Source organism: Brevundimonas sp. PWP3-1b1 (assembly GCF_049896065.1).
GTDB classification, from domain to species: Bacteria; Pseudomonadota; Alphaproteobacteria; order Caulobacterales; family Caulobacteraceae; genus Brevundimonas; species Brevundimonas intermedia_B.
Window position 1 is genome coordinate 745,077 of record NZ_JAFCTO010000002.1, and the last position, 24,275, is coordinate 769,351.

A 24,275-nucleotide genomic window follows, 5' to 3' on the forward strand; every position below is an offset into this window, starting at 1 on the left:
TCGTCGCCGCGACCGAGGGCCAGCCGTCCTGAAGCCTCACCGTTTCAGGAAGCCGCCGATCATGTCGCCCAAACCGCCAGCAAGCCCGCCCGGCAGCTTGCCCAGCAGGTCGTCGGCGCCGTCGATCTGACCGCCGGGGGTCAGGCGGTCGATGGCCTCGGGCAGCAGGCCCGCCAGGGTCTCGCCGGCCTGCTGGGGCGAGACGCCCATCTTTGCTGCGATGTCGGCGATGGGGCCGTGGCCGAGGACGGCTGTGATCTGCTCGGGCGAGATATTGGCGTTGGGACCCGTGCCGACCCACGAGCCGATCACGTCGCCCAGGCCTGCCTGGCCGAACTTCTCCGCCAATCCGCCGACGCCGCCCTGACCCTTGAGCAGGTCGCTCAACCCGCCTGCGGCGTCGTCGCCCAGGCCTTTCACCACATTGTCGAGAAAACCCATCGTCCGTCTCCTGTCTGACGTCGCACCGTAACACCGTCGTGCGACGGATACGAGAAAGGCCCGCCGGGATCCGACGGGCCTTTGCAGCGTCAGCTTTCGCCGAAGCTTAGTTCTTGGCGTCGTTCGCGCCGGTGGTGACGGCCGAACCGGCGGCCGAGACATCACGGCCGGCGCCGGCGATGGTGTTGCAGGCCGACACGGCCAGGGCGGCGGCGACGATGGTCAGAGTGATGATCTTGCGCATGGTGTGAACCCCTTGTTGGTATGGTCAAGCTCCGTGCAAACGCCGACCTTGAACTTGGGTTGCATCAAGCGACGCCGTATTGAAATTTCGTCCGAAAGTGTCGGATCGCCGCAACGCCTGCGCCATTGGCGGCTTGCGTCCGGCGCACGCGCGCCCGAAGGTGAGCCCCTGTTTCACGAGGGGTTGTCCATGCGTCGTCTTCTGATCTCGTCCGCCGCCATGATGGCGGTGCTGTCCGCCGCGCCCGCCGTAGCCCAAACGCCGGCGACCACACCGACGGGGGCGCCGGCAGCCGAGGCCCAGAGCGAGGACGCGCGGCTGAACGCCTTCTTCGAAGACGCCTTCCAGGCGCGCATCGCGCTAAGCCCGCAGCAGATGACCTCGCTGGGGATCAAGACCGATTACGACAAACTGGACGATGTGTCGGACGCCGCGGCCGACCGGGCCTTGGCCCTGCAGGAGGCGCAACTGGCGCAGATGAAGGCCGGCTTCGATCCCGAGAAGCTGGGGCCTCAGGCGCGGTTGTCGTGGCGGATGTTCGAATACGGCGTCCAGCAGGCGCGGCTGTCGAACCAGTGGCGCGACTGGGGCTTTCAGTTCGCCGCCAACGGCAATCCGACCACCAGCCTGCCGGTCTTCCTGATCAACAACCACCGCGTCGCCAGCGTTTCGGACGCCGAGGCCTATGTCGCCCGCCTGCGCGCCGCCGAGGGGCAGATGGATCAGGTCGCCGACGAACTGCGCCAGCGTGCGGCGGCCGGCGTGGTCTCGCCCCGCTTCGTCTTCGAACCCTCGATCGCCAACACCCGCAACGTCATTTCCGGCGCCCCGTTCGACGACGGGGCGGACAACGCGGTCTGGGCCGACTTCAACAAGAAAGTCGCGGCGCTGGAGACCGATCAAGCCACCAGGGACCGGCTGCTGTCCGAAGGCCGCGCCGCCCTGACCGGCCCCTACAAGGCCGGGTTCGACACGGTGCTGACGGCCCTGGCCGAGGTGCAGCCCCAGGCCGACAGCGACGCGGGCGTGTGGCGACTGCCGCAGGGCGAGGCCTATTACAACGCCCGCCTCCAGCTCTCGACCACCACCGACCTGACCGCCGACCAGATCCACCAGACCGGCTTGGACGAGGTCGCCCGCATCCAGGCCGAGATGGAAGTCATCAAGGCCCAGGTCGGCTTCACCGGCACGCTGCAGGAGTTCTTTGCTTTCCTGAAGACCGATCCGCGCTTCCAGTATCCGAACACGCCGGAGGGCAAGGAACAGTATCTGACCGACGCGCGCGGCTTCATCGCCCAGGTGATGGCGTCGGCCCCGCAGTGGTTTTCGACCCTGCCCAAGGCGGCGCTGGAGGTGCGGGCGGTGGAGCCGTTCCGCGAGGCGACGGCGTCGATCGCCTTCTATAACTCGCCGGCGCCGGACGGGTCGCGGCCCGGCATCTATTACGTCAACCTGTCGGACATGACCCAGGTGCTGAAGCCCCAGATCGAGGGCATCAGCTATCACGAGGGCGCGCCCGGCCACCATTTCCAGATCGCCTATGCCCAGGAAATCGAGGGCCTGCCGCGTTTCCGCCGCTTCGGCGGCTACGGCGCCTACGCCGAGGGCTGGGGCCTGTATGCCGAGCAACTGGGCAAGGAGATGGGCTTCTATCAGGACCCCTATTCCGACTTCGGCCGGCTCTCGACCGAGCTGTGGCGGGCCGTGCGTCTGGTGACCGACACCGGCCTGCACGCCAAGCGCTGGAGCCGCGAACAGGCGATGGACTATTTCCGTCAGAACTCGCTGTTGTCAGAGCGGGACATCGAAAAGGAAGTCGAGCGCTACATCACCAATCCCGGACAGGCGACCAGCTACAAGATCGGCGAGCTGAAGATCGAGGAACTGCGCGACCGGGCCAAGGCGGCGCTTGGCGACCGGTTCGACATCAAGGACTTCCACGCCGTGGTCCTGGGCTCCGGCTCGGTGCCGCTGGACGTGCTGGAAGACCAGGTGGACGGCTGGATCGCGGCGGGTGGCGGGGCGCCGACGGCGTAACGCGCCCTTCTCACATTGGGAGAAGGTGGCTCGAAGAGCCGGATGAGCGTCGGCCGATGGGCCAGGTCGCACCGTTCGACCCTCACCCTTTCGCGCAAGAACGACGCCGGAGGCGTCGTGCGCTCAAGCCCTCTCCCAACGGGAGAGGGAGGCATGGGTGCGCTTTTCGTGTATGAGCCGCCGCCATGCCCTTCACCGCGACCGTCCTGACCATGTTTCCCGAGGCCTTTCCCGGCCCGCTCGGCGTGTCGCTGATCGGCACGGCGTGGCGTGAGAAGGGCTTGTGGAGCCTGGAAACGGTTGACATTCGCGCCTTTTCCACAGATACGCGCGGCTTCCTGGACGACACCCCTGCGGGTGGCGGCCCGGGAGCTGTGCTTAAGGCGGACGTGGTGGCTCGGGCGGTGGATAGCCTGCCGGGACCGAAACGGCCGCTTTTGTACATGAGCGCCCGGGGTCGGCCCCTGACCCAGGCGCGCGTCAAGGAATGGGCCAAGGCGGACGGGATCGTCGTGCTGTGCGGTCGTTTCGAGGGGGTGGACCAGCGGGTGCTCGATGCACGCGGGTTCGAGGAGGTCTCGGTCGGAGACGCGGTGCTCGCCGGCGGCGAGGCGGCGGCGATGGTCGCGATCGAGGCGTGCGTAAGACTGATCCCTGGAGTGCTCGGCTCAGGCGACAGCCTGTCGTCCGAAAGCTTCGAGGATGGGCTTCTGGAACACCCGCAGTACACGCGACCGCGGACGTTCGAGGGGCTTGAGATACCCGAGGTGTTGGTGTCGGGCGACCACAAGAAGGTCGCCAAATGGCGCGAGGCGCAGCGGGAAGAGACCACGCGGGAGCGGCGACCAGACCTCTGGGAAGCGCATCTCGCCAAATCACAGCTAAAGGGCGCAAAGCCCGAGGAGAAATGACATGAACATCGTTCAACAGCTGAACGCCGAAGAAAAAGCCCGCGTTCTGGGCGAACGCACCATCCCGGTCTTCCAACCCGGCGACACCCTGCGCGTCAATGTGAAGATCAAGGAAGGCGAGCGCGAGCGCGTCCAGGCCTTCGAAGGCGTCTGCATCGCCCGTGACGGCGGCGGCATCAGCGAAACCTTCACGGTCCGCAAGATCTCGTTCGGCGAAGGCGTCGAGCGTAAATTCCCCATTCTGTCGCCGAACATCGAGTCGATCGAAGTGAAGCGCCGCGGCGTCGTTCGTCGCGCCAAGCTCTATTACCTGCGCGATCGTCGCGGCAAGTCGGCCCGTATCGCCGAACGCCAGACGGTCCGTCCCGTCAAGGGCGCCGTGGTTCCGGAAACCGGTTCGGCCGCCAAGGGCGACGAAGCCTAGTTTCAGATACGACACTGAGATGACGAAGGCCCCGGCGGAAACGCCGGGGCCTTTTTCTATTCCGCCTTCACAAGGCTATTGTGGGTAGAGCGGGTTGTCCGCGTCGCGCTGGCCTTCCAAACTATGCTTCAGCGCCTCCATCTGCTCATGCTCGGTCTTCACCGCCGCATAGGCCCGCCGGATCGTTTCGCGCGTGGTGGCGGAAATGCCGGTGTCCTCAAGCGCCTTTTCGTATTTGCCGGCGATGAAGCCTTCGCCGCTGTTGATCGAGCCGACGACGGAGTCGTCATTACGCATCAAGGCGTGTTTCACGTCCAGGAAGGCGCGGTGGGCCTTAGCCAGGATCGAGCCGTCGGATTCGGGATCGCCGCCCAGGCCGCGCACGGCGGCGGACAGGTCTTCGACGACCTGCTGGCGTTCGGCGCTGCGGCGCTGGAACAGGGTGCGATAGTGGGGGTCCTGGGTCTGTTCGGCGGCTTCGCGATAGCCGTCGGCGCTGTCAAGCGTGGTTTCGATCAGGCCGTTCAGAACCTTGATGTCGTGGGCGTTGGGATTGCTCATCTCGTCCATTCCTTCCGCTGTTGCGGTCGAACGGCGAAATGGTCGGGCGCGGCGAAGGTTGCCGCCTGCGACATCAAAGTTTGGTGCGAAGGGACCACAGCTCGGGGAAGCAGCGCTTGGTCAGGGTCGAGGCCAGATAGGCCGCCCCCTCGGTGCCGCCGGTTCCACGCCGCCGGCCGATGATACGCTCGACCGTGACGACATGCTTGTGGCGCCAGGTCAGCAAGGCGTCGTCCAGATCGACCAGCTTCTCGGCCAACTGATACAGCACCCACCAGCGCTCGGTGTCGCGATAGACCTCCAGCCAGGCCGCCTCGACGGCTTCCGAAGGCTCATAGGGCTGGGTCACGTCGCGGTTCAGCACCTCGGCGGGCACCGGCAGACCGGCCTTGGCCATCTGGGCCAGGGCGTCATCATACAGGCTGGGGGCGGCGATGGCGGCCTGGAGGGCGGCCAGGGCTTCGGGGCGATCCTCGTGGAACTTCAGGAAGCTGGCGTCCTTCAGGCCCAGCATTGCCTCGAAACGACGAAACTGGTCGCTCTGGAAGCCCGAGGAGGAACCGAGCGACCCCCGGAACCGCAGATAGTCGGCCGGTGTCATGGTCGACAGGATGTCCCAGCTGTGGGTCATCACCGCTTGGATGCGCGAGACACGCGCCAGGCTCTTGTAGGCAGGCACCAGATCGCCAGCGCGCACCAGCCGCTGGGCCAGGGCCGTCTCGTGCAGGATCTGCTTGAGCCACAGTTCCTTGGTCTGGTGGATGACGACGAACAGCATTTCGTCGTGCTGGTCCGACAGCGGATGCTGGGTCGAAAGCAGGTCGTCCAACGCCAGATAACCGGCGTAGGTGATGTCGCTGGATTGGGTCATGCCCGCCTATCGCCCGCGATGGCGGGCAGCGCAAGGCGGCTTAGTGCTGGCTCTAATGCTGGCCTTGGGCCGAGACGTTCGAGGCGATCTGACGGCCGGCGTCGAAGGCGTCGCGCGCGCCTTTGTAGATGAAGCCGTAGGTCGGATAGACCGTAGTGCCGAGATCGTTGATCGGATTGTACCAGACCTTGACCTGGGACCAGTCGTTGGAGGGCGAGACGTCGACGACGGTGACGTTCTCCTCGACCTTGCCGCGGCTACCGCCCCAGTTGGCGTGGGTCACGCGGACCACGCGGTCGGTCAGGATGTCGGAAACGACGGCGACGTGGCCCCGGCTCATGCGGCCCTCGGGACGGAAGACCAGGACAGAGCCGGTTTCAGGCGCGCGGCCGGTGCGGAAGCCGGCGGAGGCCTGACGCCACCAGGTCCAGGCGTCGCCGAAGATGTTGATGCCCGAGAACATGCGCGCGAAGGTCACGCACTGCCAATACGGCTCGTCAGCCTTCGCACTGGAGGGAACCGCGCCCAATGCAAAAAAACCGAGGGTCGCCGCAACCGCGGCGGCTTTGAGCCGTTTCGTCATGCTTAGGGGTATCCCGACCCGTCTTTGGGACGCCCTTTAGGCCACGGGTTCACGCTCGGTAGCAAGTTGTTTCGGCGTAGCGCCGGACTTCAGACTGTTTGCCGAAGTCTTATCGCCCCGCTTGCCCATGCCGCGCAAAGCCTTGCGAGCCGGGTGTTCGACGAGGTGATACGAGACGGCGGCCACGACCGGCAGCAGGGCCAAAATCGCCAACCACACGAAAATTTGAAGCTGCTTGTCGGGCGCATCCGTCAGCTTGGCGGCGAGACCGACAGCCAGAAGCTTCCACGGCACGCAGACCATATAGACCGAATAGCTGATCTCGCCGAGGTAGACGGCGGGCTTCGACGCCAGCCAACCGGCGCGTTCGTTCGGCAGCGACGCCAGCGACAGGATCAGGGCGCCGGCCAGCAGAACCGTGATCCCGTCCCACAGGCCAAGCGCCGCGCTAAGCACCATCAGGCCAAACGAGACGGCGGCGCACCGCCACGGCGCCTTCAACGGCGCGCGTCGATAGACGAGGTAGAGGGCGCACCCCAGGGCGAAGCACGGCACGATCCGCAGCGCGCCCCAACGGATCGTCGCCTCGGTCAGGGCGAAGCCGGCCCACTGCTCGAACACGAAATAGAGAATGGTCAAGAAGGCCGCCGCGCCGACGACGGCTGCGATCGGACGATGCCGCGCGCGCCAGAAGACGAAGGCGAACAGGGGGAAGCAGAGATAGGCGAACCATTCCGCCGAGATCGACCAGGACGGATGGTTCCAGCCCGCCACCGGCGCCAGGCCCCAGGCGTGGACCATGAACAGGTTGGCGGGCAGCGACGCCCAGCTCAGCACATTGCCGTCCACGCTCATGCCCGCGAACAGGGCGGCGGCGGCCAGCACCCCTACCCCGATCAGGGTCGCGATGTGCAGAGGATAGACCCGCGCCACCCGCGCCCACAGGAAACTTTTATACGAGAACGACTTCTCGCCCGCGGCCTGCAGATAGACGTGGCTGAGGATGAAGCCGGACAGGACGAAGAACAGTTCGACCCCCAGATACCCCTTGGCCACCAGCCCGGACTGACCCGCCCCGGCCAGGTTTTCCCAGAAGGAATAGACAGCCACCCACATCGCCGCGCCGAAGCGTAGGGCGGTGATGGGGCGAAGATCGGCGGGAGTCTGAACGGGGGTCATGGTCTCACCTTGGCACGTCAGCCTTTTCGAACCGTGAAGGCCCGCAAGGGTCGTGCCTTCAGCGCATCGCCGCCAGCGCATGGTCCGCGATCACGGTGTCGGCCAGGCCGTGCGGGTTGCGCACGTTGTAGTTCTCGGTCGTCACCACCACGACAGCGTCGAGGTCCGGCACGATCACCACCTTGTTGCCGCCCGTGCCCGCCATCGCCCAGGCCGGATGCGGCGTCCCCCCGACCTGGTAGGTCGGCAGCCAGACCAGATAGCCGTAGTCGCCCCTTTCCGGAGACACCGTCGAATGCGGGCTGACCATGGCGCGCGCGAAAGCCTCGGGCAGGACCTGGCGTCCGTCCCATCGCCCGTGGTTCAGCAGCAGTTGCCCCAGCGCCAGCAGGTCGCGGCTGCGCAGGCCCAGGCCGCCGCCGCCCTGGGCCAGACCCGTCGGCGACATCTGCCATTGCTCTCCCTCGACCCCCAGCGGGCCGAACAGGGCCTCGCGCGCGAAGTCCTGAAGCGGCTCGGCCGTCGCCTTCTGCACCACGGCGCCCAGGGTGGTCACGCCCGCGGTGCAATAGCTGAAGGCCCGGCCATAGGGCTGGTCCGCAGGCTTGGGTATCCAGGCGGGAAAGCCCCGAAGCGGCAGGTCCATGGCGAACTTCACCCAGTCCTCGATCAGATACATCCGCTCCTCATTGCCGCGCGAAAACGAATTGTCGTCGTCACATTCCAGCAGGGAGCTCATGGTCAGCAGGTCCTCGACCGTGATCGCCGCCTTGCGCGGGTCGGGATTGTCGAACGGGCCGTGGTCCGCGACGAAGGGCATGACCGGGGCGTCCACGCTCGCAATGTCGCCGCGCCCGACGGCGGCGCCGACCAGCATGGCGGTGACCGTCTTGGTCACCGAACGGGTGTTGCGCCGGCTCTCGCGCCCGGCTTCGTCGAAATAGGCTTCGTGCACCAGCCGGCCGTGGCGGGCGATCAGGACGCTGGTGATCTTCTGGAAGGTTCCGGCGCGGACGGCGTCGTCCATGGCCGCCAGCCCCTCGGCCGAAACCGCCTGGGTTTCGGGCGCGGCCACCGGCCAGTTCGGCTCGGCCATCACGGGTGCGGAGACAAGCGCGAGCCCGAGGGTCGCGAGAAGCAGATGACGCATGACGATCCTTGAGGGGGGAGAAGACGACGCCCCTGTCCCACGTCGGCTAAGGGGCGTCTTGAACAGGTGAAACCGGCGGGCAGGCTTCAGGCGAACAGGACGCGATAGCGGGCGGGCGTCAGGCCGTAGAGGGCGCCGAACTCGCGCGTCATATGGCTCTGGTCGGCATAGCCCGCGCCCAGGGCCAGTTCGGCCAGATCGCGCCCGCGCGCCATCAGGGCCGCCGCCCGGTCCGCCCGCGCCCGGCGAATGGCGACGGCGGGCGAACAGCCGAAGTGCCGGCGATAGCGGCGCGCCAGGGAGACGGGATGCACCCCGACCAGGCGGGCGACGGTCGCCACCTCCAGCCCCGGCCGGTCGGCGAGGTCGTGCAGCACCTCATGGGCGCGCAGCAACCACTCCGGCGCCGGATCCTCGTCCAGCTCCCCCGGCGACAGGACCGCCGCCGCCAGGTCCAGCGTCAGGCCCTCCATCACGACCGCGTCACCGGCCGCAAACCGCCCGGCCACCCCGACCAGCCGTCGCGCCGCGCCCTCGGCCCGCACTCCCCGAAGACGCAAAGGATCGCGGCGCCCGACCCCCTTGGGCGGATCGAAGCTGATCGACAGAAAGCGACCGCCCGCCACGTCGAAACAGTCGCGGTGTTCGACGCCCGGCGGGTTCCACACCAGGGCGCCGGGGCCGAAGGCGGCATCCCTTGGCGTCAGGGGATCATGGGCCAGGCTGCGGTATCCGCCGTCCAGGGCCAGAACGAAATGGGCGTCGTCATGGGCGTGCAGCTCCACGCCCTCGGGCGGCCGGCTGGCGACCCACAGGCCGACGCGAAAGCCCCCGGCCTCCACCGTCCGCGAAGCCGCGCCGAAGAAGTCGCCGGACGACAGATGTGGCCTGGCCATGAAACGATCCCCGCGCGGCGTTTGCGGCCACGCTTGGCATCATGCGCAGGAACCGCGCAAAGAAAAAGGCCCGGAACCTGGGTTCCGGGCCTTTGTCCTTCGGTGCTCGCGACCCCGGACCTAGTCCAGGGTGCGCTTGATCTCTTCGACCGTGAAGCACTCGATGTAGTCGCCTTCCTTGATGTCTTGGAAGCCCTGGAACTGCATGCCGCACTCCTGGCCCGCCGTGACTTCGTTGACCTCGTCCTTGAAGCGTTTGAGCGTGTTGAGCACGCCCAGCTCCAGAACCACCACGTCGTCGCGGACGATACGGACGCGAGCGCCCTTGCGGACCACGCCTTCCGACACCCGGCAACCGGCGATCTTGCCGATCTTGGAGATGTCGAACACCTGCAGGACGGCGGCGTTGCCCAGGAAGGTTTCCCGTTGCAGCGGCGCCAGCATGCCGGACAGCACGCCCTTAATGTCGTCGAGCAGGTCGTAGATGATCGAATAGTAGCGGATCTCGACGCCCTCGCGGTCGGCCAGATCACGCGCCTGTTTCGACGCACGGACGTTGAAGCCCAGGATCGGCGCGCCGGCCGATTTGGCCAGGTTGACGTCGCTCTCGGTGATGCCGCCGGCGCCGGAATAGACCGTGCGGGCGCGCACCTCGTCGGTGCTCATCTTGTCCAGCGAGCTGACGATGGCTTCGGCCGAACCCTGCACGTCCGCCTTGATGACGACCGGCAGTTCCGAGACCTTCTTGGACTGCAGACGAGACATCATGTCGACCAGCGACACCGAACCGCCCGAGACCTGGGCCTTCTCGCGCTTCACCCGCTGGCGGTATTCGGTCAGCTCGCGAGCGCGGGCTTCGGATTCCACCACGGCGAAGACGTCGCCCGGAGACGGCGCCTCGTCCAGGCCGAGGATCTCGACGGGGACGGAGGGACCGGCGTCGGTCAGTTGCTCGTTGCGCTCGTTCAGCAGGGCGCGAACCTTGCCCCACGAGCTGCCGGCCACAACGATGTCGCCGCGCTTCAGCGTGCCGCGCTTGACCAGGACGGTGCCGACCGGGCCACGTCCCTTGTCCAGCTTGGCCTCGATGACCACGCCCTCGGCCGAACGATCGGCGCTGGCGCGCAGGTCCATGACCTCGGCCTGGACCAGGATGGCCCCAAGCAGGCCGTCGAGGTTCATCCGCTCCTTGGCCGAGACCTCGATGATCTGGGTCTCGCCGCCCAGGCTTTCGGCGATGACTTCGTGCTGCAGGAGTTCGTTGACGACCTTCTGCGAAGTCGCGCCGGGCTTGTCCATCTTGTTGACCGCCACGATCAGGGGCGCATTGGCGGCCTTGGCGTGCTGGATGGCTTCGATCGTCTGCGGCATGACGCCGTCGTCGGCCGCAACCACCAGAACCACGATGTCGGTCACATTGGCGCCGCGCGCCCGCATGGCCGAGAAGGCGGCGTGGCCCGGGGTGTCCAGGAAGGTGACCTTCTGGCCGTCTTCCAGACGCACCTGATAGGCGCCGATGTGCTGGGTGATGCCGCCGGCTTCGCCGCCGGCGACGTCGGTCGTGCGCAGGGCGTCCAGCAGCGAGGTCTTGCCGTGGTCGACGTGGCCCATGATGGCCACGACGGGCGCCCGGACATCGTCCGCTTCGGCGTCGTCCGCATCGCCCAGGAAGCCGAACTCGATGTCGGACTCCGAGACGCGCTTGACGGCCATGCCGAACTCTTCGGCCACCAGTTCGGCGGTGTCGGAATCGATCACGTCGTTGATCTTCATCATCAGGCCCTGCTTCATCAGGAACTTGATGATGTCGACGCCGCGCACGGCCATCCGGTTGGACAGCTCCTGAACGGTGATGACGTCGGGGATGACCACTTCGCGCGGACGGTTCGGCGCGTCGGTCGAGCCGCCCTTACGCTTTTCCTTCTCGCGTTCGCGGGCGCGGCGGACCGAGGCCAGCGAGCGCATCCGCTCGGCGGCGTCGCCGTCGCCGACCACGGACTGGATGGTCATGCGGCCTTCGCGGCGCTTCGGCTCGCCGCGCGTGCGGCTGACCGCCTTGCCGGCGTCGGAGAAGCGCTTCTCGCGATCGTCGTCGCGACCGACCGGACGGCCGAAGCCGGCGCCGGGCGCACGGGCTGGACGCAGGACATTGGCCTCGGCCGGGGGTGCGTTCGGGGTCGGACGGCCGCCAGGGCCGGTGCGCGCGCCGCCGGGACGGGCGGCGCCGGGGGCCGGACGCGGGTTCAGGGCCGAATAGCGAACGGGCTCGGCCGGCTTGGCGCCTTGCGGACGACCTGCGCCGCCGGGGGCCGGACGTGCGCCTTGCGGGCGGTCGGTCTGCGGACGATCCGAATAGGCGCGGTCTCCGCCGCCCATGGCCTGTTCACGGGCCGAACGGCCGCCGAAGGCGGGACGCTCGGGCGCGGCGCGCTGAGGATTGCCGGGCTTGGGCACGCGCTGGCCGAAGTTCACGACCGGGCGAGCCGGAGCGGCCGGACGGGCCGGGGCGGCCGGAGCCGGCGTGGCGGCGGCGGCGGTCGGTGCAGGCGTTGGAGCCGGCGTCGGGGCGACCGGTGCGGCGGCGACGGGCGCAGCCGGCTTGGGCGCAGGCTTGACCGGCTGAGGCGCGGCTGCGGTCAGCTTGGAGGCCTCGGCGCGGGCGGCTTCGGCAGCGGCCTGGGCGGCGGCGGCTTCGTCGCGTGCGGCCTGGGCGGCGCGTTCGGTGGCGGCGGCCTGGTCGCGAGCGGCGGCGTCAGCCGCGGCCTTGGCGGCGGCGGCGGCGTCAGCCTTGGCGGCGTTGGCCTGTGTCGCCATGGCGATGGCGCGACGGCGCGCTTCCTGCTCCTCGGGCGACAGGGCGCCGCCGGCGGGCTGCGGCGAACGCTGACCTTGCGGACGCGGCGCCTGAGAGGCCTGTTGCGGACGTGCGACATCGAAGCCCTGCGGACGTTGCGGTCCGCCGGCGCCCGCACGGCGTTTGGTCTCGACCACCACCGTCTTGGATCGGCCATGGCTGAAGCTCTGTTTCACGGTCCCGGTCGGGACCGATCCCACAACGCGCGGCTTCAGGCTCAGCGGAGCACGCGGCCCCGTCTGGGACGGCGCGCCGCCCGTGTTGCCCTGGCCTTCGTTGGTCTTGTCGTTTTCGTCGCTCATCCGGTCGCTTTACTCGGGGCGGAAAGGCCCGCCGTCCTCATCTAATACCCATGAACGACCGTGAGCCCGTCTCCGCCCTTGGAGACAGGCCTTCGGCCGCCAAAATCCTAACTCGCCCCTGAAGGGTTTGCTCCCGCCGGTCCGTCCTCGACACTGGAAACATTCCAGTGAGGGGGGCGAAGCGGCCGAAATCCAGCCAGTCGTTCGACCTCTATGGTCCACCGATCGGCGCGTCCGCCCGCAAGCAGGACGGCGTGTATCGCATTTTCCAGCCCAAGGGCCAAACTCAAATCGTCCACAGTGAACGCGCCGCAGACTTTCGCGGTCTGATGGCGGGCCAGGGCGAGGATTTTTCCACGCCCGTCGGCCGAGCCGTCGGCGGCTTCCACCACCCAGGCGGCCTTGCCCGAACGGATGTTCGCGGCGGATTTCTCGAAGCCAGAGATAAGCACGCCTTCGCGCCGGGCAAGACCCAGCTGGTCGAGACAGCGCCTGACAAGCAGCCGTTCGACGACATCGGCGAGGTCAGCCGGAGCGGTCAGCTTGGTTTTCGCGGCGCGGGTGAAGCCGTTCTTTTTGACCGCCGTCTCGATCGAGGCGCGGCTGGCTTCGACCCACAGGCCGCGTCCGGGCAGTTTCCTGCCCAGGTCGGGAACCACCTGGCCATCGGGCCCGGCGACGAAACGGATCAGGCGAGACTCGTCCATGACCTCGTGAGTGACGAGGTCCCGGCGTTCCCTATCGATCGTTGCGTCGCGCAAGCTCATATGTGGCCAGGTCTCCCATCACGCGTTCGACGGTTCGGAGCCGTCCTCGGCGAGGACCCCCGTTTCGTCGGATGCATCGTCGGAAGCGCCGGCGTCGGCAGGCGCATCGCCGAACACCTGGTCCGGATCATATTCGCCCTCGGCGAACTCGCCGTCTTCAAACTCTTCCGGCTCGGGCTGCGGCAGTTCCGAAGCGTCGATCCAGCCGGCGGCCACACGAGCCTGCAGGATCAGCAGTTCGGCCTCTTCCTGGGCCAGGTTGAAGCTCTCCAGCACGCCAGGCACCTTCACCCGTTCGCCGTTCTTCACTTCGTAGCCGCCGCGGATTTCGTCGGTGGCCAGGTCGGCCAGATCCTCGACCGTCTTCACGCCGCCTTCGCCCAGGGCGACGGCGATGGGCAGGGTCACGCCCGGCACCTGAAGCACGCCGTCCTCGACGCCCAGTTCGACGCGCTTGGCGTCCAGCTCGGCGGCCTTCTTGTCCAGGAACTCACGGGCGCGGGCCTGCAGTTCCTCGGCGGTTTCCTCGTCGAAGCCTTCGATCTCGGAGACTTCGTAAGGGTCGGCATAGGCCAGATCTTCCACCGTGGCGAAGCCTTCGGTGACCAGCAGCTGGGCGATGACTTCGTCCACGTCCAGGGCTTCCTGGAACAGGCCGGTGCGCTCGCTGAACTCGCGCTGGCGACGCTCGGAGTCCTGAGCCTCGGTGATGATGTCGATCTGCCAGCCGGTCAGCTGGCTGGCCAGGCGCACGTTCTGGCCGCGACGGCCGATGGCCAGCGACAGCTGTTCGTCAGGCACGACCACTTCCACGCGGCCGGCTTCTTCATCGAGCACGACCTTGGAGACTTCAGCCGGCGCCAGGGCGTTGACGATGAAGGTGGGCTCGTCCGGGTTCCACTGGATGATGTCGATCTTCTCGCCCTGAAGTTCGGCGACGACCGCCTGAACGCGCGAGCCGCGCATGCCGACGCAGGCGCCGACGGGGTCGATGGAGCTGTCGTTCGACAGGACGGCCATCTTGGCGCGCGAGCCGCTGTCACGCGCAGCGGCGCGGATCTCGATCACGCCGTCATAGACTTCCGGCACTTCCTGGGCGAACAGCTTGGCCATGAAGCCGGGGTGGGCGCGCGACAGCATGACCTGCGGGCCCTTGGCCTCGGGCCGGACGTCGTAGATGTAGGTGCGGATCCGGTCGCCGATGTTGAACACTTCGCGCGGGATGGACTGGTCGCGGCGCATGACGCCCTCGCCCCGGCCCAGATCGACGATGGTGTTGCCGTATTCGACGCGCTTGACCGTGCCGTTGACGATCTCGCCGACGCGATCCTTGAACTCTTCGTACTGGTTGGCGCGCTCGGCCTCGCGGACCTTGCCGGTCACGACCTGGCGGGCCATCTGGGTCTGGACGCGGCCGAACTCGAACGGCGGCAGGGTCTCGACATATTCCTTGCCGACCTCGGCCTCAGGATCGCGCTTCAGGGCGTCCTTCAGGCGCACCATGGCGCTGTCGTTGAACTCTTCCAGCTCGTCTTCCGGCTGCCAGTCGTCCTCGACGATGGTGACGTGACGGGTCAGGGCCAGTTCGCCGGTCTTGTGGTCGATCTTGGCGCGGATGTCGTGATGGGCGCCGTAACGCGACTTGGCGCCCTTCTGGATCGCCTCCTCGATCGCCTCGATGACGATCTCGCGCTCGATGTTCTTCTCTTGCGCGACCGCATTGGCGATCTGCAGCAGTTCGAGGCGGTTGGCGGAAATACCGGTGACGGCCATCAGGCGTTGTCCTCAGAAGGGGTCGTGGTGTCGGTTGTTGCGTCTTCGGCTTCCCCTTCGGGCAGGCCGTCGTCTTCGGGTTCGCCGCGCGCGGCGCGAATGGCGGCGCCCCGTTTCATCAGGGCGTCGGTCAGGACCAGTTTTGCATCGCTCAACCAGTCGAAGGGGATCAGGGCGGTTTCTTCCTCGCCGTCCAGGTCGATCAGGACGTTGCCGTCCTCATAGCCGGCCAGCACGCCCTTGAACCGCTTGCGGCCCTCGATCATCCGGTCCGTCTCCAGCCGCGCCTCCTCGCCCTCGAACAGGTCGAAGTCGATGGGACGGGTCAGGGGCCGGTCGATGCCGGGCGACGAGACCTCCAGCATATATTCGCCGGCGATGGGGTCGGCGGCGTCGAACACCTCCGACACGGCGCGGCTCAGCTTGGCGCACTGTTCGACCGAGATGTCGTGGTCGGACGGGCGCTCGGCCATGACCTGCAGGCGCTGGCGCTTGGAGCCGGTCATCAGGCGGACGCGCACGACTTCCAGTCCGAGCGACTCCGCGATGGGGTCGATCAGCTCCAGCAGTTGGCGATCCTGGGCGGTTCTTGCGCGCAAGCGACGAATATCCAAAACAAAAGCGGCGGTCCGTCCGGGCCGCCGCTTGGAACGACGCCGTTGGACGCCGGTCTAACGATGTGAGGGGCCATATAGGCTGTTCACGATCGCTTGTCAGCCCCTTTCAGCGGCAGAGGCTTCGTCGCCGCACGATACAGGCTTGCTGCGACAGCTCCGGCAGCGACGATGCTGAACACGATGGAGCCCGACGCCACGACCGGAGCCGGCGGCCTGTCGCCCGTTCCGACAAAGGGGCCGATCCATAGCGTCGGCTCTCGAATGTCAAACGCAAGGCCCATCACTAGGAACACGACGACATAGGCCAGGGCCGAGCCCGCGCCTGCGAGGCTCCAAAGCCATGCGGACGACTTCGACAGCAAGGCCGTCGCGGCCATGCACCCCAGCGAACCGAAGACAAACGCCGGGATCGCGCCGTAAGCGACCGCGAACACGAAGGCCAAGGGATTAAACAAGGCGCCGGGCACGGGAATGGTGGAGCTCATCAGGTGAAATCCGCAGACCGCAGATAGGACCCCGAAAAGCAGCAGCGAGAACGCCGGCGCAAACAGCGCCAGCAGGATCAGAAGCAGAATATTTATCCGTCCGTCTCGCTTGCCGGCCTGTTTCACAATCCGCCCCTATGCCAGCGCGAGTTGCCCCAGATAATCCATCTTGCCCAGCGGCACGCCTTCCTTGCGCAGGATGGCGTAGGCGGTCGTGAGGTGGAAGTGGAAGTTGGGCAGGACGAAGCTGGTCAGATAGCCGGCGCCGTCGAAGTGCAGCTCGCGGTTCGGCGTCTTCACGACGATCGGCCGGGTCTCGGCGCCGACGAAGGCGGCGGGATCCACGCTTTCGATGAAGGCGATCGTGCGGGCGATGCGGTCCTTCAGCTCGGCGAAGGTCGTCTCGGTGTCGGCCATCGACGGATTGTCCACGCCGCCCAGCCGCGCGACGGCGCCCTTGGCCGAGTCCGACGCCAACTGGACCTGCGACGCCAGCGGCCGCATGTCCTCATGGAGACGCGCCTGGACCAGGGCGGCTTCGTCGAAGCCCTCCGCCGACGCCTTGTCCAGCCAGCCCGACAGATTGGTCAGGCCGCGCACGAAGATCGGCGAGGCGGCGTCGTAGATCGAGAAGGTCATTCAATGGCTCCGGTTGGCGCCATAGCTGGGCGGCGCGCCATCCAAACGCCAGCCCTCGCCGACCGCTTAGGTCAAAACTCTTCCCAACCGTCCTCAGCCGCCATGGCCGCGACGCGTGGCGCGGCGCCGCCCCGGCCGACCGTCTTCAGCGCGGCGACGAGGTGGGGCGAGCGGGGCGCGGCGGCGGGCGTCGGCGCCCTGTGCGCGACCGGAGCCGGCGCGACGGTCGAACCGACGCGGAACTGGGCGACTGAGGCCTGCAGGCTTTCGGCCTCCTGGGCCAGCGAATGGCTGGCGGCGGTCGATTCCTCCACCATCGCAGCATTCTGTTGCGTGACCTGGTCCATCTGGTTCACGGCGGTGTTGACCTGGGCCAGGCCGACGGCCTGCTCCTGGGCCGAGGCGGCGATTTCGGACACCAGGCCGTCGATCTCGGCGACCCGGTCCACGATCCGTTGCAGGGCCTCGCCGGTCTGCCCGACGAGTTTGACGCCCGATCCGACCTGGGTGGTCGAGGTCGAGATCAGGGTCTTGATCTCCTTGGCCGCTTCCGCAGACCGTTGCGCCAGGGCCCGCACCTCCGAGGCCACGACCGCAAAGCCACGACCCGCCTCGCCCGCACGGGCGGCTTCGACCCCGGCGTTCAGGGCCAGCAGATTGGTCTGGAAGGCGATCTCGTCGATCACGCCGATGATCTGGCTGATCTGCGACGACGAACCTTCGATGGCCTGCATGGCCGACACCGCGTCGCGGACGATGACGCCCGAGGTCTCGGCGTCGCCCTTGGCGGCCTGGACCACGTCGGAGGCCTGACGCGCGCCGGACGCCGTCTTGTTCACCGTGGCGGTGATTTCGTCGAGCGCAGCGGCCGTCTCTTCCAGACCCGCCGCCTGCTGCTCGGTGCGGCGCGACAGGTCGTCGGCGGCCTGCGAAATCTCTCCGGCGCCCGAGCGGATGCCCGAGATATTGGCCACCACCACCGACACGGCCTGCTGCAGCTGGGCGATGGCGGCGTTGAAGTCGGTCTTCAGCTGCGCCGCCTTGGGCGCGAACTCGGCCTCGATCCGATAGGTCAGGTCGCCGTCGGCCATGGCCGACAGACCCTGGCCCAGGGCGGTGATGGTGACGCGGTCCTCTTCGGCCTCGCGCGCCTTTTCGGCCTCGCGGGCGGCGCGTTCCTGTTCGCTCATCGAGCGTTGCGACAGGGCCTCGGCCTCCAGCCGGTCCTTTTCGATGGCGGCGTCGCGGAAGATGGCCAGGGCGGCGGCCATCTGGCCGATCTCGTCGCCGCGCGCCACGCCGGGAATTTCCGTGGTCTTGTCGCCATCGGCCAAGCCGCGCATGCGCCGCCCCAGGGCCACCACCGGCCTGGACACCGAGCGTCCGATGAACCAGCCGGTCGCCCCGATCGCCAGCGCAACCGCCAGCGCCATGGCGCCCAGCGTCATGGCCGCCTTGCCGACGGCGGCGGCGATCTGATCGGTATAGACGCCCGAGCCGATGACCCAGCCCCAGGGGGCGAAACCCTTCACATAGGAGATCTTGGGCGAGGCCTCTTCCTGGTTCGGCTTGGCCCATTGATAGTCGACGAAGCCTTCGCCCTTCTGCTGAACGACGCTGACGAACTCTTTGAACATCAGCACGCCGTCAGCGTCCTTGTTCTCGCTCAGATCCGTGCCGTTCAGGGCCGGCTTCATCGGGTGCATCACCATGGTGGGATGCATGTCGTTGATCCAGAAATAGTCGTCGTTGCCGTAGCGCATGGCGCCGACGGCGGCCTTGGCGGCGTCCTGGGCCTGGACGCGGGAAAGGCGACCCGCCTGTTCCTCAGCCTGATAGTGGGCCACGACGCTGTAGGCGATCTCGACCGAGGCCTTGGTGCGATCGGCGATGTCCGAGCGCATGGCGGCGTCCAGCCGCATCAGCGACAGACCCGTGATGACCAGAAGCCCCGCCATGGTCACCAGGGCGAGCACATTGATCCGCCCGCCGATCGTCAACGCCTTCATATGCCCCGTCCCCAAATCTCATCGTTTGGGACACTACTAACGAGGTTCGTTAAATATCCGCGAAAGCGCCGGGTGCGTAAGACTACGCAACCCCTGCGTCATTTCGTCCTTCGAAACTCCAGGAAGACCGGAACGGTGTCGCCCAGCTTTTTTTCCTCATAGCGGGTGACGACGTGGTCGGCCGGCGGGACGAACCAGTCCTGGTCCGCCGCCCCGATCCGCTCCAGCCCCGGCGTGCGGTTCAGCCGCTCCAGCGCCCATTCCGCATAGTCCAGCCAGTCGGTGACGAACCGCAGCGTCCCGCCCGGTTTCAGGATGCGGGCGAAGGCCTGGGCCGTATCGTCCTGCAGCAGTCGGCGCTTGTTGTGGCGCGCCTTGTGCCAGGGATCGGGAAACAGGATCAGCACCCGGTCCACCGAGGCGTCGGGCAGGACGTCGACCAGGTCGCGGGCGTCGTCGGCATGGATGCGGACATTCTTCAGCCCGCCTTCCTCGACGTGACGCAGGGCCGAGGCGACGCCGTTGAGGAAGGGCTCACAGCCGATCACCAGGGCGTCCGGCCGTGTCGCCGCCTGGGCCGCCATATGTTCCCCCCCGCCGAAGCCGATCTCCAGCCACACCTCGGCGGCGTCGGACATCATCGTTTTCGGGTCCAGCGGACCGGCCTTGGGATCGGGCACGGCGATGGTCGGCAGCAGGCTGTCCATCAGCGCCGCCTGACGCGGCTTGATCGGCCGCGCCTTGATCCGGCCGAACGACCGCAGCGGGCGGTCGAGATGGGGGTTTTCGTCGTCGTTCATGCGCGTGCCGTTACCGGTCAGGGACTGGCGCGTCCAGACCATCCGCTCTCACCTCCCCGTTCGCGAAGGTGAATGGGGAGGACAGGTCGCGCCAGCGACCAGGAGGGGGCGACCCCTCCCTATCCCCGCGTTCTCGCTGACGCACCCCAGCCCCAGGCGCTCGCCGTAAGAAACTCCCCGTCCGCCACCGTCTCGCCCCCTCCTGACCGCTTCGCGGTCTGTCCTCCCAAAGAACATCGAAATCTTTTGACGCCTCCGCCGGATGACCCTCCTATGACGGTCGCAAGACACGTCGGGCTGTCGTGTCGTCGGGAAAAGGGGATCTGATGATCGGACATCATCTGCGGGGCGTCAGCCTCGCGGCCATGGGCTGCGCTGTGCTCGGCCTGTCGGCCTGCGCCACCACGGGCGCGGACTCGGAGGCCGCTGCGCCGTCCAAGGACAAGACTCTGGCCGCCGGCCTGGATCCTGCGACCACGCTGAACCCCTATCCGTCCACCTATCAACCGTTGCCGCGCGAGAATTTCGCCGTGGTCGGCGCGACCGTCCTGACCGGCGCGGACCGCAAGATCGAAAACGGCGTGGTCGTGGTCGCGGACGGCAAGATCGCCGCCGTCGGCGACGCCTCGACCCCCGTCCCCGCCGGCTATCGGGTGATCCAGGCGCGCGGCCGCTATGTCACCCCCGGGATCATCGACGTCCACAGCCACCTGGGCGTCTATCCGTCGCCCGGCGTCAGCGGCATGAGCGACGGCAACGAGGCGACCAGCCCGAACACCGCCCAGGTCTGGGCCGAGCATTCGCTGTGGCCCCAGGACCCGGGCTTCAACACCGCCCGCGCCGGCGGCGTCACCACGCTTCACATCCTGCCCGGCTCGGCCAATCTGTTCGGCGGCCGGGGCGTCACCATTCGCAACACGCCGTCGATCACCATGCAGGGCATGAAGTTCCCGGACGCCCCCTATACGGTCAAGATGGCCTGCGGCGAGAACCCCTCGCGCGTCTATGGCGGCCGTAACCAGAGCCCGGCGACCGGCATGGGCAATATGGCCGGCTACCGCGCCGCCTTCATCGCCGCGCGCGACTACAAGGCCAAGTGGGACAAGTGGCGCGAGGACGGCGAGGGCGCGGCCCCGACCCGCAACCTGCAGAACGAGACCCTGGTCGGGGTGCTGGACGGGTCGATCCTGATCCAGAACCACTGCTACCGCGCCGACGAGATGGCGCTGATGATCGATATGGCCAAGGAGTTCGGCTACCGCATCACCACCTTCCACCACGCCACCGAGGCCTACAAGCTGGCCCCGCAACTGGCCGCCAACGGCATCTGCGCGGCCATGTGGACCGGCTGGTGGGGCTTCAAAATGGAGGCCCTGGACGCCATCGAGGAGAACGCCGCCCTGGTGGACGCGCCCCAGGGCTCGTGCGCCGTCATCCATTCCGACGACGCCGAACTGACTCAACGGTTGAACCAGGAGGCCGCCGCCGCCCTGTCGGCCGGTCGCCGCGCCGGGCTGAACATTTCGGAAGAACACGCCATCGGCTGGATCACCTCCAACGCCGCCAAGGCCATCGGCATCGCCGACCAGACCGGCTCGCTAGAGGCCGGCAAGCGCGCCGATGTGGTGATCTGGAGCGCCGATCCCTTCTCGATCTACGCCCGCGCCGACCAGGTCTTCATCGACGGCGCCCTGACCTTCGACCGGACCAACCCCGCCTATCAGCCGACCAGCGATTTCGAGCTGGGCCAGCCGGGCTATGGCCTGACCGCCGCCAACGTCGCCGAAGGAGCCCGCTGATGCGTCTCTCGCACCTGATCGCCGGCGCCGCCCTGGCGCTGTCTCTCGCCGCTCCCGCTGTTGCACAGGAGACGGTCGCCATCGTCGGCGGCCGCATCCTGACCGGAACCTCCGTCATCGAGAACGGGACGGTCGTCCTGCGCGACGGCAAGATCGTCTCGGTCGGAACGGCTGCGGCCCCCTCCGGCGCTCGCGTCATCGACGCGACCGGCAAGACGGTCGCCCCCGGCTTCGTCGCCGTCGATTCCGGCTTGGCCGGCACCGAGGTCAGCTCGATCAGCGGCACCAATGAACTGCGCAACAGCGCCAACACCCTCAGCGCCGCCTTCGACATCTCCTACGGCCTGGACCCCTGGTCCTTCACCCTGCCGGTCGCGCGCCTGGGCGGTATCACCCGCGCCATCGTCGTGCCCCAGCATCCCGGCTCGTCCGGCGGCCATGTCCATGAGGACGAGACGGCCGGCGCCGGCGACGGCGGCTATCAGACGCCGGGCCTGTTCGCAGGCCAGGCGGCGATCATAAATCTGGGCCAAGGAACGGACATTCTGGTCAAGCCGCGCGTGGCCATGGTCGCCCCGTTCGGCGAGGCGGGCGCCGGCATCGCCGGCGGCGCGCGCGGCGCCCAGTTCGTCCTGTTCAAGGAGACCCTGTCGGAGGTTCGCCTCTACGCCCGCAACAAATCGGCTTACGAACGGGCCGGCCTGCGCGATCTCAGCCTGTCGCGCGCGGACCTGGAGGCCCTGATCCCGGTCGCCAACGGCTCCATGCCCCTGATCGTCAGCGTCCACCGGGCGTCGGACATCCAGCAGGTGCTGCGTCTGGCGCGCGAGGAAGGGATCAAGCTGATCCTGGACGGCGCCGAGGAAGGCTGGCTGGTCGCCGGCGAGATCGCCGCGGCGGGCGTGCCCGTCCTGCTGAACCCCATCTCCAACCTGCCCGCCGATTTCGAGATGCGGGCGGCGCGGATGGAGAATGCGGCGGCCCTGAACGCGGCCGGCGTGGTCATCGCCATCAAGGGCAACGAGGGCTCGACCCACCGCGCCCGCGAGGCCCGCTACAACGCCGGCAACGCCGTCTCGCACGGCCTGCCTTACGGCGCCGCCATCGCCGCCCTGACGGTCAATCCGGCGAAGATCTTCGGCATGGCCGGACAGTTCGGCCAGATCGCGCCGGGCGCCGCCGCCGACGTGGTGGTCTGGTCCGGCGACCCGCTGGAGCCGCTCAGCCAGCCCTCGGCCGTCTTCATCGACGGCGTCGAACAACCCCTGACCAGCCGCGCCCTGCTGCTGCGCGACCGCTACCGCCAGCAGACGCCGATGCCGCCGGCCTATCGCAACTGAGGACCCCTTCGGTCTGAACGGAAAGGGCGGGGCCTCGCGGTCCCGCCCTTTTTCATTTGCGCCGTCCGCGCTAGGTCACGCCCATGCCCACGGTTCTCTACATCGACGCCGACGCCTGCCCGGTGAAGGAGGAGGTCTATCGCGTCGCGCGGCGCTATGGGCTGAAGACCTATGTGGTCTCCAACACCTGGATGCAGGTCCCGCGCGAGATCCTGATCGAACAGGTAGTGGTGGACGCCGGCCCTGACATCGCCGACGACTGGATCGCCGAACGGGCGGGCGTGGGCGATGTGGTCATCACAGCCGACATCCCTCTGGCCGACCGCTGCCTGAAGTCGGGCGCCCAGGCGCTGAAGTCGAACGGCCAGCCCTTCACCCCGGACTCCATCGGCTCGGCCCTGGCCGGGCGTATGGTGGGCGAGCATCTGCGGTCGATGGGGGTGGCCACCTCGGGCCCGCCGCCGTTTTCGGCCGCCGACCGGTCGCGTTTCCTGCAGGCTCTGGATCAGGCCGTGGTCAAGGCGCGCAGGGCCGCTCCATGACGACGATCCCCGAGGACGAGCTGGAGTTCCACTTCTACCGCGCCGGCGGACCGGGCGGCCAGAACGTCAACAAGGTCTCGACCGCCGTCCAGATGCGGTTCGACGTCAAGAACTCCCCCAGCCTGACCGAGCCGGTCAAGGAACGGCTGATGAAGCTGGCGGGCAGTCGCCTGACGCTGGAGGGGGTCATCCTGATCACCGCCGTCCGCCACCGCACCCAGGAACGCAACCGGGCCGACGCCATGGAACGACTGCAAGCGATGGTGGACGAGGCCTCGATCCGGCCGGCCTATCGCGTGCCGACCCGCCCGACCAAGGCGTCCAAGGAACGCCGGCTGAAGGCCAAGACCACGCGGTCCACGATCAAGTCGGGCCGAGGAAAACCCCGTCAGGACGACTGAGGCAGACTCCGCGCCCGTCATAAATATTCGCCCGCCGGCCTACACCGCACGCCTAGCCATGAAGACCTGCACGGTGGCGCCCTTCTACGCGGCGGCGCGTCTGTATCACCAGACCGACCCATCCCGGACGACGATGCGCCGCCCGCGACGGAGACCTGAGCCGTCAGCTCTCGGCTGGGCGGAACAGCAGGGCGGCGATCTTGTCTTCGGCGTCGAAGCCGATCATCCATTCGGTGACCTGGTTGTCGAAGGTGACCTTGAACATCTGGGCCTCGCCTTCCTGCCTGACGTACTGGACGGTCTTGATCGCGCCGAAGCCCTTGATCAGCGGAATGACCTGGGCCTCCTGCTGGCGGATCTGGGTTCCCAGACCGGTCGTGAAGTCCGCATAGTCGAACCCGGTCCCCTGGGCCGCAGCGATCACGGCGCGCAAGGCCTCTTCCGAACGGGCGATGTCGGGCGCCTGGGCCGCGCCGGTCGGCGCGGGTGCAGGAGCAGGGCGGGCCTGGGTCGTCGCCGACTGCGCGGGCCGATCAAAGGCGTTGGGTACGGCGCCGGCGGCGGCCTGGGCGAAGGCGGGAACGGGCGCCAGCAGCAAGGCTGCCGCCAGGGTGGTCTTCATCAGGGTCGGCTTCATAGCGAAAGCTCCG

Annotated in this window: 24 protein-coding genes; 7 read left to right on the forward strand and 17 right to left on the reverse strand. The window is 67.7% G+C overall.

What is annotated here, in order from left to right; translation table 11 throughout:
- Positions 1-36 precede the first annotated feature (36 nt).
- Both ACP69V_RS15435 and ACP69V_RS15440 read right to left on the reverse strand, forming a co-directional pair.
- On the reverse strand, positions 37-441 hold the full coding sequence (locus ACP69V_RS15435; protein WP_426024630.1) for a YidB family protein: 405 nt from the start codon (positions 439-441) through the stop codon (positions 37-39).
- A 106-nt stretch (positions 442-547) separates the two neighbouring features.
- Positions 548-685 carry an entericidin A/B family lipoprotein gene (locus tag ACP69V_RS15440; protein ID WP_055754663.1) on the reverse strand — a complete coding sequence of 46 codons (138 nt, stop codon included), beginning with the start codon at positions 683-685 and terminating at the stop codon, positions 548-550.
- 189 nt (positions 686-874) lie between these two features.
- Here ACP69V_RS15440 and ACP69V_RS15445 point away from each other — a divergent pair, with 189 nt between their 5' ends.
- From ACP69V_RS15445 to rplS, 3 genes are all read left to right on the forward strand, one after another.
- Complete coding sequence (locus tag ACP69V_RS15445) at positions 875-2,722, forward strand: DUF885 domain-containing protein (protein ID WP_426024631.1); 1,848 nt, start codon at positions 875-877, stop codon at positions 2,720-2,722.
- Positions 2,723-2,907: 185 nt separating this feature from the next.
- Positions 2,908-3,633 carry a tRNA (guanosine(37)-N1)-methyltransferase TrmD gene (gene trmD / locus ACP69V_RS15450; RefSeq protein ID WP_426024632.1) on the forward strand — a complete coding sequence of 242 codons (726 nt, stop codon included), beginning with the start codon at positions 2,908-2,910 and terminating at the stop codon, positions 3,631-3,633.
- 1 nt (position 3,634) lies between these two features.
- Positions 3,635-4,057, forward strand: coding sequence for a 50S ribosomal protein L19 (gene rplS, locus ACP69V_RS15455; protein ID WP_346497788.1), 423 nt, complete (start codon positions 3,635-3,637; stop codon positions 4,055-4,057).
- 75 nt (positions 4,058-4,132) lie between these two features.
- Here rplS and ACP69V_RS15460 read toward each other — a convergent pair whose 3' ends face one another.
- From ACP69V_RS15460 to trmB, 14 genes are all read right to left on the reverse strand, one after another.
- Positions 4,133-4,618, reverse strand: coding sequence for a PA2169 family four-helix-bundle protein (locus ACP69V_RS15460; protein WP_426024633.1), 486 nt, complete (start codon positions 4,616-4,618; stop codon positions 4,133-4,135).
- A 73-nt stretch (positions 4,619-4,691) separates the two neighbouring features.
- Positions 4,692-5,489: a tryptophan 2,3-dioxygenase gene (locus ACP69V_RS15465; protein WP_135194388.1), complete on the reverse strand. Its 798-nt coding sequence runs from the start codon at positions 5,487-5,489 to the stop codon at positions 4,692-4,694.
- Positions 5,490-5,541: 52 nt separating this feature from the next.
- The gene (locus ACP69V_RS15470; protein WP_135194387.1) at positions 5,542-6,072 is read right to left on the reverse strand and encodes a CHAP domain-containing protein; all 531 of its coding nucleotides are present in this window, start codon (positions 6,070-6,072) and stop codon (positions 5,542-5,544) included.
- Between the two features lie 36 nt (positions 6,073-6,108).
- A complete protein-coding gene (locus ACP69V_RS15475) occupies positions 6,109-7,251 on the reverse strand; it encodes an acyltransferase family protein (protein WP_426024634.1) in 1,143 nt (380 codons plus the stop codon).
- A 58-nt stretch (positions 7,252-7,309) separates the two neighbouring features.
- A complete protein-coding gene (locus ACP69V_RS15480; protein ID WP_426024635.1) occupies positions 7,310-8,401 on the reverse strand; it encodes a serine hydrolase domain-containing protein in 1,092 nt (363 codons plus the stop codon).
- Between the two features lie 86 nt (positions 8,402-8,487).
- The gene (locus tag ACP69V_RS15485) at positions 8,488-9,297 is read right to left on the reverse strand and encodes a helix-turn-helix domain-containing protein (RefSeq protein WP_426024636.1); all 810 of its coding nucleotides are present in this window, start codon (positions 9,295-9,297) and stop codon (positions 8,488-8,490) included.
- Between the two features lie 120 nt (positions 9,298-9,417).
- The gene (infB, locus tag ACP69V_RS15490; RefSeq protein ID WP_426024637.1) at positions 9,418-12,453 is read right to left on the reverse strand and encodes a translation initiation factor IF-2; all 3,036 of its coding nucleotides are present in this window, start codon (positions 12,451-12,453) and stop codon (positions 9,418-9,420) included.
- A 107-nt stretch (positions 12,454-12,560) separates the two neighbouring features.
- A complete protein-coding gene (locus ACP69V_RS15495) occupies positions 12,561-13,220 on the reverse strand; it encodes an RNA-binding protein (RefSeq protein WP_346497374.1) in 660 nt (219 codons plus the stop codon).
- Positions 13,221-13,238: 18 nt separating this feature from the next.
- Positions 13,239-14,993 carry a transcription termination factor NusA gene (gene nusA / locus ACP69V_RS15500; RefSeq protein WP_426024638.1) on the reverse strand — a complete coding sequence of 585 codons (1,755 nt, stop codon included), beginning with the start codon at positions 14,991-14,993 and terminating at the stop codon, positions 13,239-13,241.
- Positions 14,993-15,592 carry a ribosome maturation factor RimP gene (gene rimP, locus ACP69V_RS15505; RefSeq protein WP_426024639.1) on the reverse strand — a complete coding sequence of 200 codons (600 nt, stop codon included), beginning with the start codon at positions 15,590-15,592 and terminating at the stop codon, positions 14,993-14,995. The genes nusA and rimP overlap by 1 nt, the downstream gene beginning before the upstream one ends.
- Before the next feature lie 101 nt (positions 15,593-15,693).
- Positions 15,694-16,221: a hypothetical protein gene (locus ACP69V_RS15510; protein WP_426024640.1), complete on the reverse strand. Its 528-nt coding sequence runs from the start codon at positions 16,219-16,221 to the stop codon at positions 15,694-15,696.
- 9 nt (positions 16,222-16,230) lie between these two features.
- Positions 16,231-16,734 carry a DUF1993 domain-containing protein gene (locus ACP69V_RS15515; RefSeq protein ID WP_426024641.1) on the reverse strand — a complete coding sequence of 168 codons (504 nt, stop codon included), beginning with the start codon at positions 16,732-16,734 and terminating at the stop codon, positions 16,231-16,233.
- A 71-nt stretch (positions 16,735-16,805) separates the two neighbouring features.
- Positions 16,806-18,743 (reverse strand): methyl-accepting chemotaxis protein, encoded by a 1,938-nt coding sequence (locus tag ACP69V_RS15520; protein WP_426024642.1) that lies wholly within the window; start codon positions 18,741-18,743, stop codon positions 16,806-16,808.
- A 98-nt stretch (positions 18,744-18,841) separates the two neighbouring features.
- Positions 18,842-19,543, reverse strand: a complete 702-nt coding sequence (gene trmB, locus ACP69V_RS15525; protein ID WP_426024643.1) for a tRNA (guanosine(46)-N7)-methyltransferase TrmB — start codon at positions 19,541-19,543, stop codon at positions 18,842-18,844.
- Positions 19,544-19,869: 326 nt separating this feature from the next.
- On the opposite strand from trmB, the gene ACP69V_RS15530 reads away from it, so the two are divergent.
- From ACP69V_RS15530 to arfB, 4 genes are all read left to right on the forward strand, one after another.
- Positions 19,870-21,342 carry an amidohydrolase gene (locus ACP69V_RS15530; protein ID WP_426024644.1) on the forward strand — a complete coding sequence of 491 codons (1,473 nt, stop codon included), beginning with the start codon at positions 19,870-19,872 and terminating at the stop codon, positions 21,340-21,342.
- Positions 21,342-22,682: an amidohydrolase family protein gene (locus ACP69V_RS15535; RefSeq protein WP_426024645.1), complete on the forward strand. Its 1,341-nt coding sequence runs from the start codon at positions 21,342-21,344 to the stop codon at positions 22,680-22,682. The genes ACP69V_RS15530 and ACP69V_RS15535 overlap by 1 nt, the downstream gene beginning before the upstream one ends.
- Positions 22,683-22,765: 83 nt before the next feature.
- Positions 22,766-23,224: a YaiI/YqxD family protein gene (locus ACP69V_RS15540; protein WP_426024646.1), complete on the forward strand. Its 459-nt coding sequence runs from the start codon at positions 22,766-22,768 to the stop codon at positions 23,222-23,224.
- Positions 23,221-23,625, forward strand: coding sequence for an alternative ribosome rescue aminoacyl-tRNA hydrolase ArfB (gene arfB / locus ACP69V_RS15545; protein ID WP_426024647.1), 405 nt, complete (start codon positions 23,221-23,223; stop codon positions 23,623-23,625). Before ACP69V_RS15540 ends, arfB begins: the two co-directional genes overlap by 4 nt.
- A 163-nt stretch (positions 23,626-23,788) precedes the next feature.
- Here arfB and ACP69V_RS15550 read toward each other — a convergent pair whose 3' ends face one another.
- On the reverse strand, positions 23,789-24,262 hold the full coding sequence (locus ACP69V_RS15550) for a hypothetical protein (RefSeq protein WP_426024648.1): 474 nt from the start codon (positions 24,260-24,262) through the stop codon (positions 23,789-23,791).
- Positions 24,263-24,275: the final 13 nt, after the last annotated feature.

Bases quoted from the DNA above. Each gene is read 5' to 3' on its own strand.
- ACP69V_RS15435 (WP_426024630.1), bottom strand. From the start codon at position 441: ATGGGTTTTCTCGACAATGTGGTGAAAGGCCTGGGCGACGACGCCGCA.
- ACP69V_RS15440 (WP_055754663.1), bottom strand. From the start codon at position 685: ATGCGCAAGATCATCACTCTGACCATCGTCGCCGCCGCCCTGGCCGTG.
- ACP69V_RS15445 (WP_426024631.1), top strand. From the start codon at position 875: ATGCGTCGTCTTCTGATCTCGTCCGCCGCCATGATGGCGGTGCTGTCC.
- trmD (WP_426024632.1), top strand. From the start codon at position 2,908: ATGCCCTTCACCGCGACCGTCCTGACCATGTTTCCCGAGGCCTTTCCC.
- rplS (WP_346497788.1), top strand. From the start codon at position 3,635: ATGAACATCGTTCAACAGCTGAACGCCGAAGAAAAAGCCCGCGTTCTG.
- ACP69V_RS15460 (WP_426024633.1), bottom strand. From the start codon at position 4,618: ATGAGCAATCCCAACGCCCACGACATCAAGGTTCTGAACGGCCTGATC.
- ACP69V_RS15465 (WP_135194388.1), bottom strand. From the start codon at position 5,489: ATGACCCAATCCAGCGACATCACCTACGCCGGTTATCTGGCGTTGGAC.
- ACP69V_RS15470 (WP_135194387.1), bottom strand. From the start codon at position 6,072: ATGACGAAACGGCTCAAAGCCGCCGCGGTTGCGGCGACCCTCGGTTTT.
- ACP69V_RS15475 (WP_426024634.1), bottom strand. From the start codon at position 7,251: ATGACCCCCGTTCAGACTCCCGCCGATCTTCGCCCCATCACCGCCCTA.
- ACP69V_RS15480 (WP_426024635.1), bottom strand. From the start codon at position 8,401: ATGCGTCATCTGCTTCTCGCGACCCTCGGGCTCGCGCTTGTCTCCGCA.
- ACP69V_RS15485 (WP_426024636.1), bottom strand. From the start codon at position 9,297: ATGGCCAGGCCACATCTGTCGTCCGGCGACTTCTTCGGCGCGGCTTCG.
- infB (WP_426024637.1), bottom strand. From the start codon at position 12,453: ATGAGCGACGAAAACGACAAGACCAACGAAGGCCAGGGCAACACGGGC.
- ACP69V_RS15495 (WP_346497374.1), bottom strand. From the start codon at position 13,220: ATGAGCTTGCGCGACGCAACGATCGATAGGGAACGCCGGGACCTCGTC.
- nusA (WP_426024638.1), bottom strand. From the start codon at position 14,993: ATGGCCGTCACCGGTATTTCCGCCAACCGCCTCGAACTGCTGCAGATC.
- ACP69V_RS15515 (WP_426024641.1), bottom strand. From the start codon at position 16,734: ATGACCTTCTCGATCTACGACGCCGCCTCGCCGATCTTCGTGCGCGGC.
- ACP69V_RS15520 (WP_426024642.1), bottom strand. From the start codon at position 18,743: ATGAAGGCGTTGACGATCGGCGGGCGGATCAATGTGCTCGCCCTGGTG.
- trmB (WP_426024643.1), bottom strand. From the start codon at position 19,543: ATGAACGACGACGAAAACCCCCATCTCGACCGCCCGCTGCGGTCGTTC.
- ACP69V_RS15530 (WP_426024644.1), top strand. From the start codon at position 19,870: ATGATCGGACATCATCTGCGGGGCGTCAGCCTCGCGGCCATGGGCTGC.
- ACP69V_RS15535 (WP_426024645.1), top strand. From the start codon at position 21,342: ATGCGTCTCTCGCACCTGATCGCCGGCGCCGCCCTGGCGCTGTCTCTC.
- ACP69V_RS15540 (WP_426024646.1), top strand. From the start codon at position 22,766: ATGCCCACGGTTCTCTACATCGACGCCGACGCCTGCCCGGTGAAGGAG.
- arfB (WP_426024647.1), top strand. From the start codon at position 23,221: ATGACGACGATCCCCGAGGACGAGCTGGAGTTCCACTTCTACCGCGCC.
- ACP69V_RS15550 (WP_426024648.1), bottom strand. From the start codon at position 24,262: ATGAAGCCGACCCTGATGAAGACCACCCTGGCGGCAGCCTTGCTGCTG.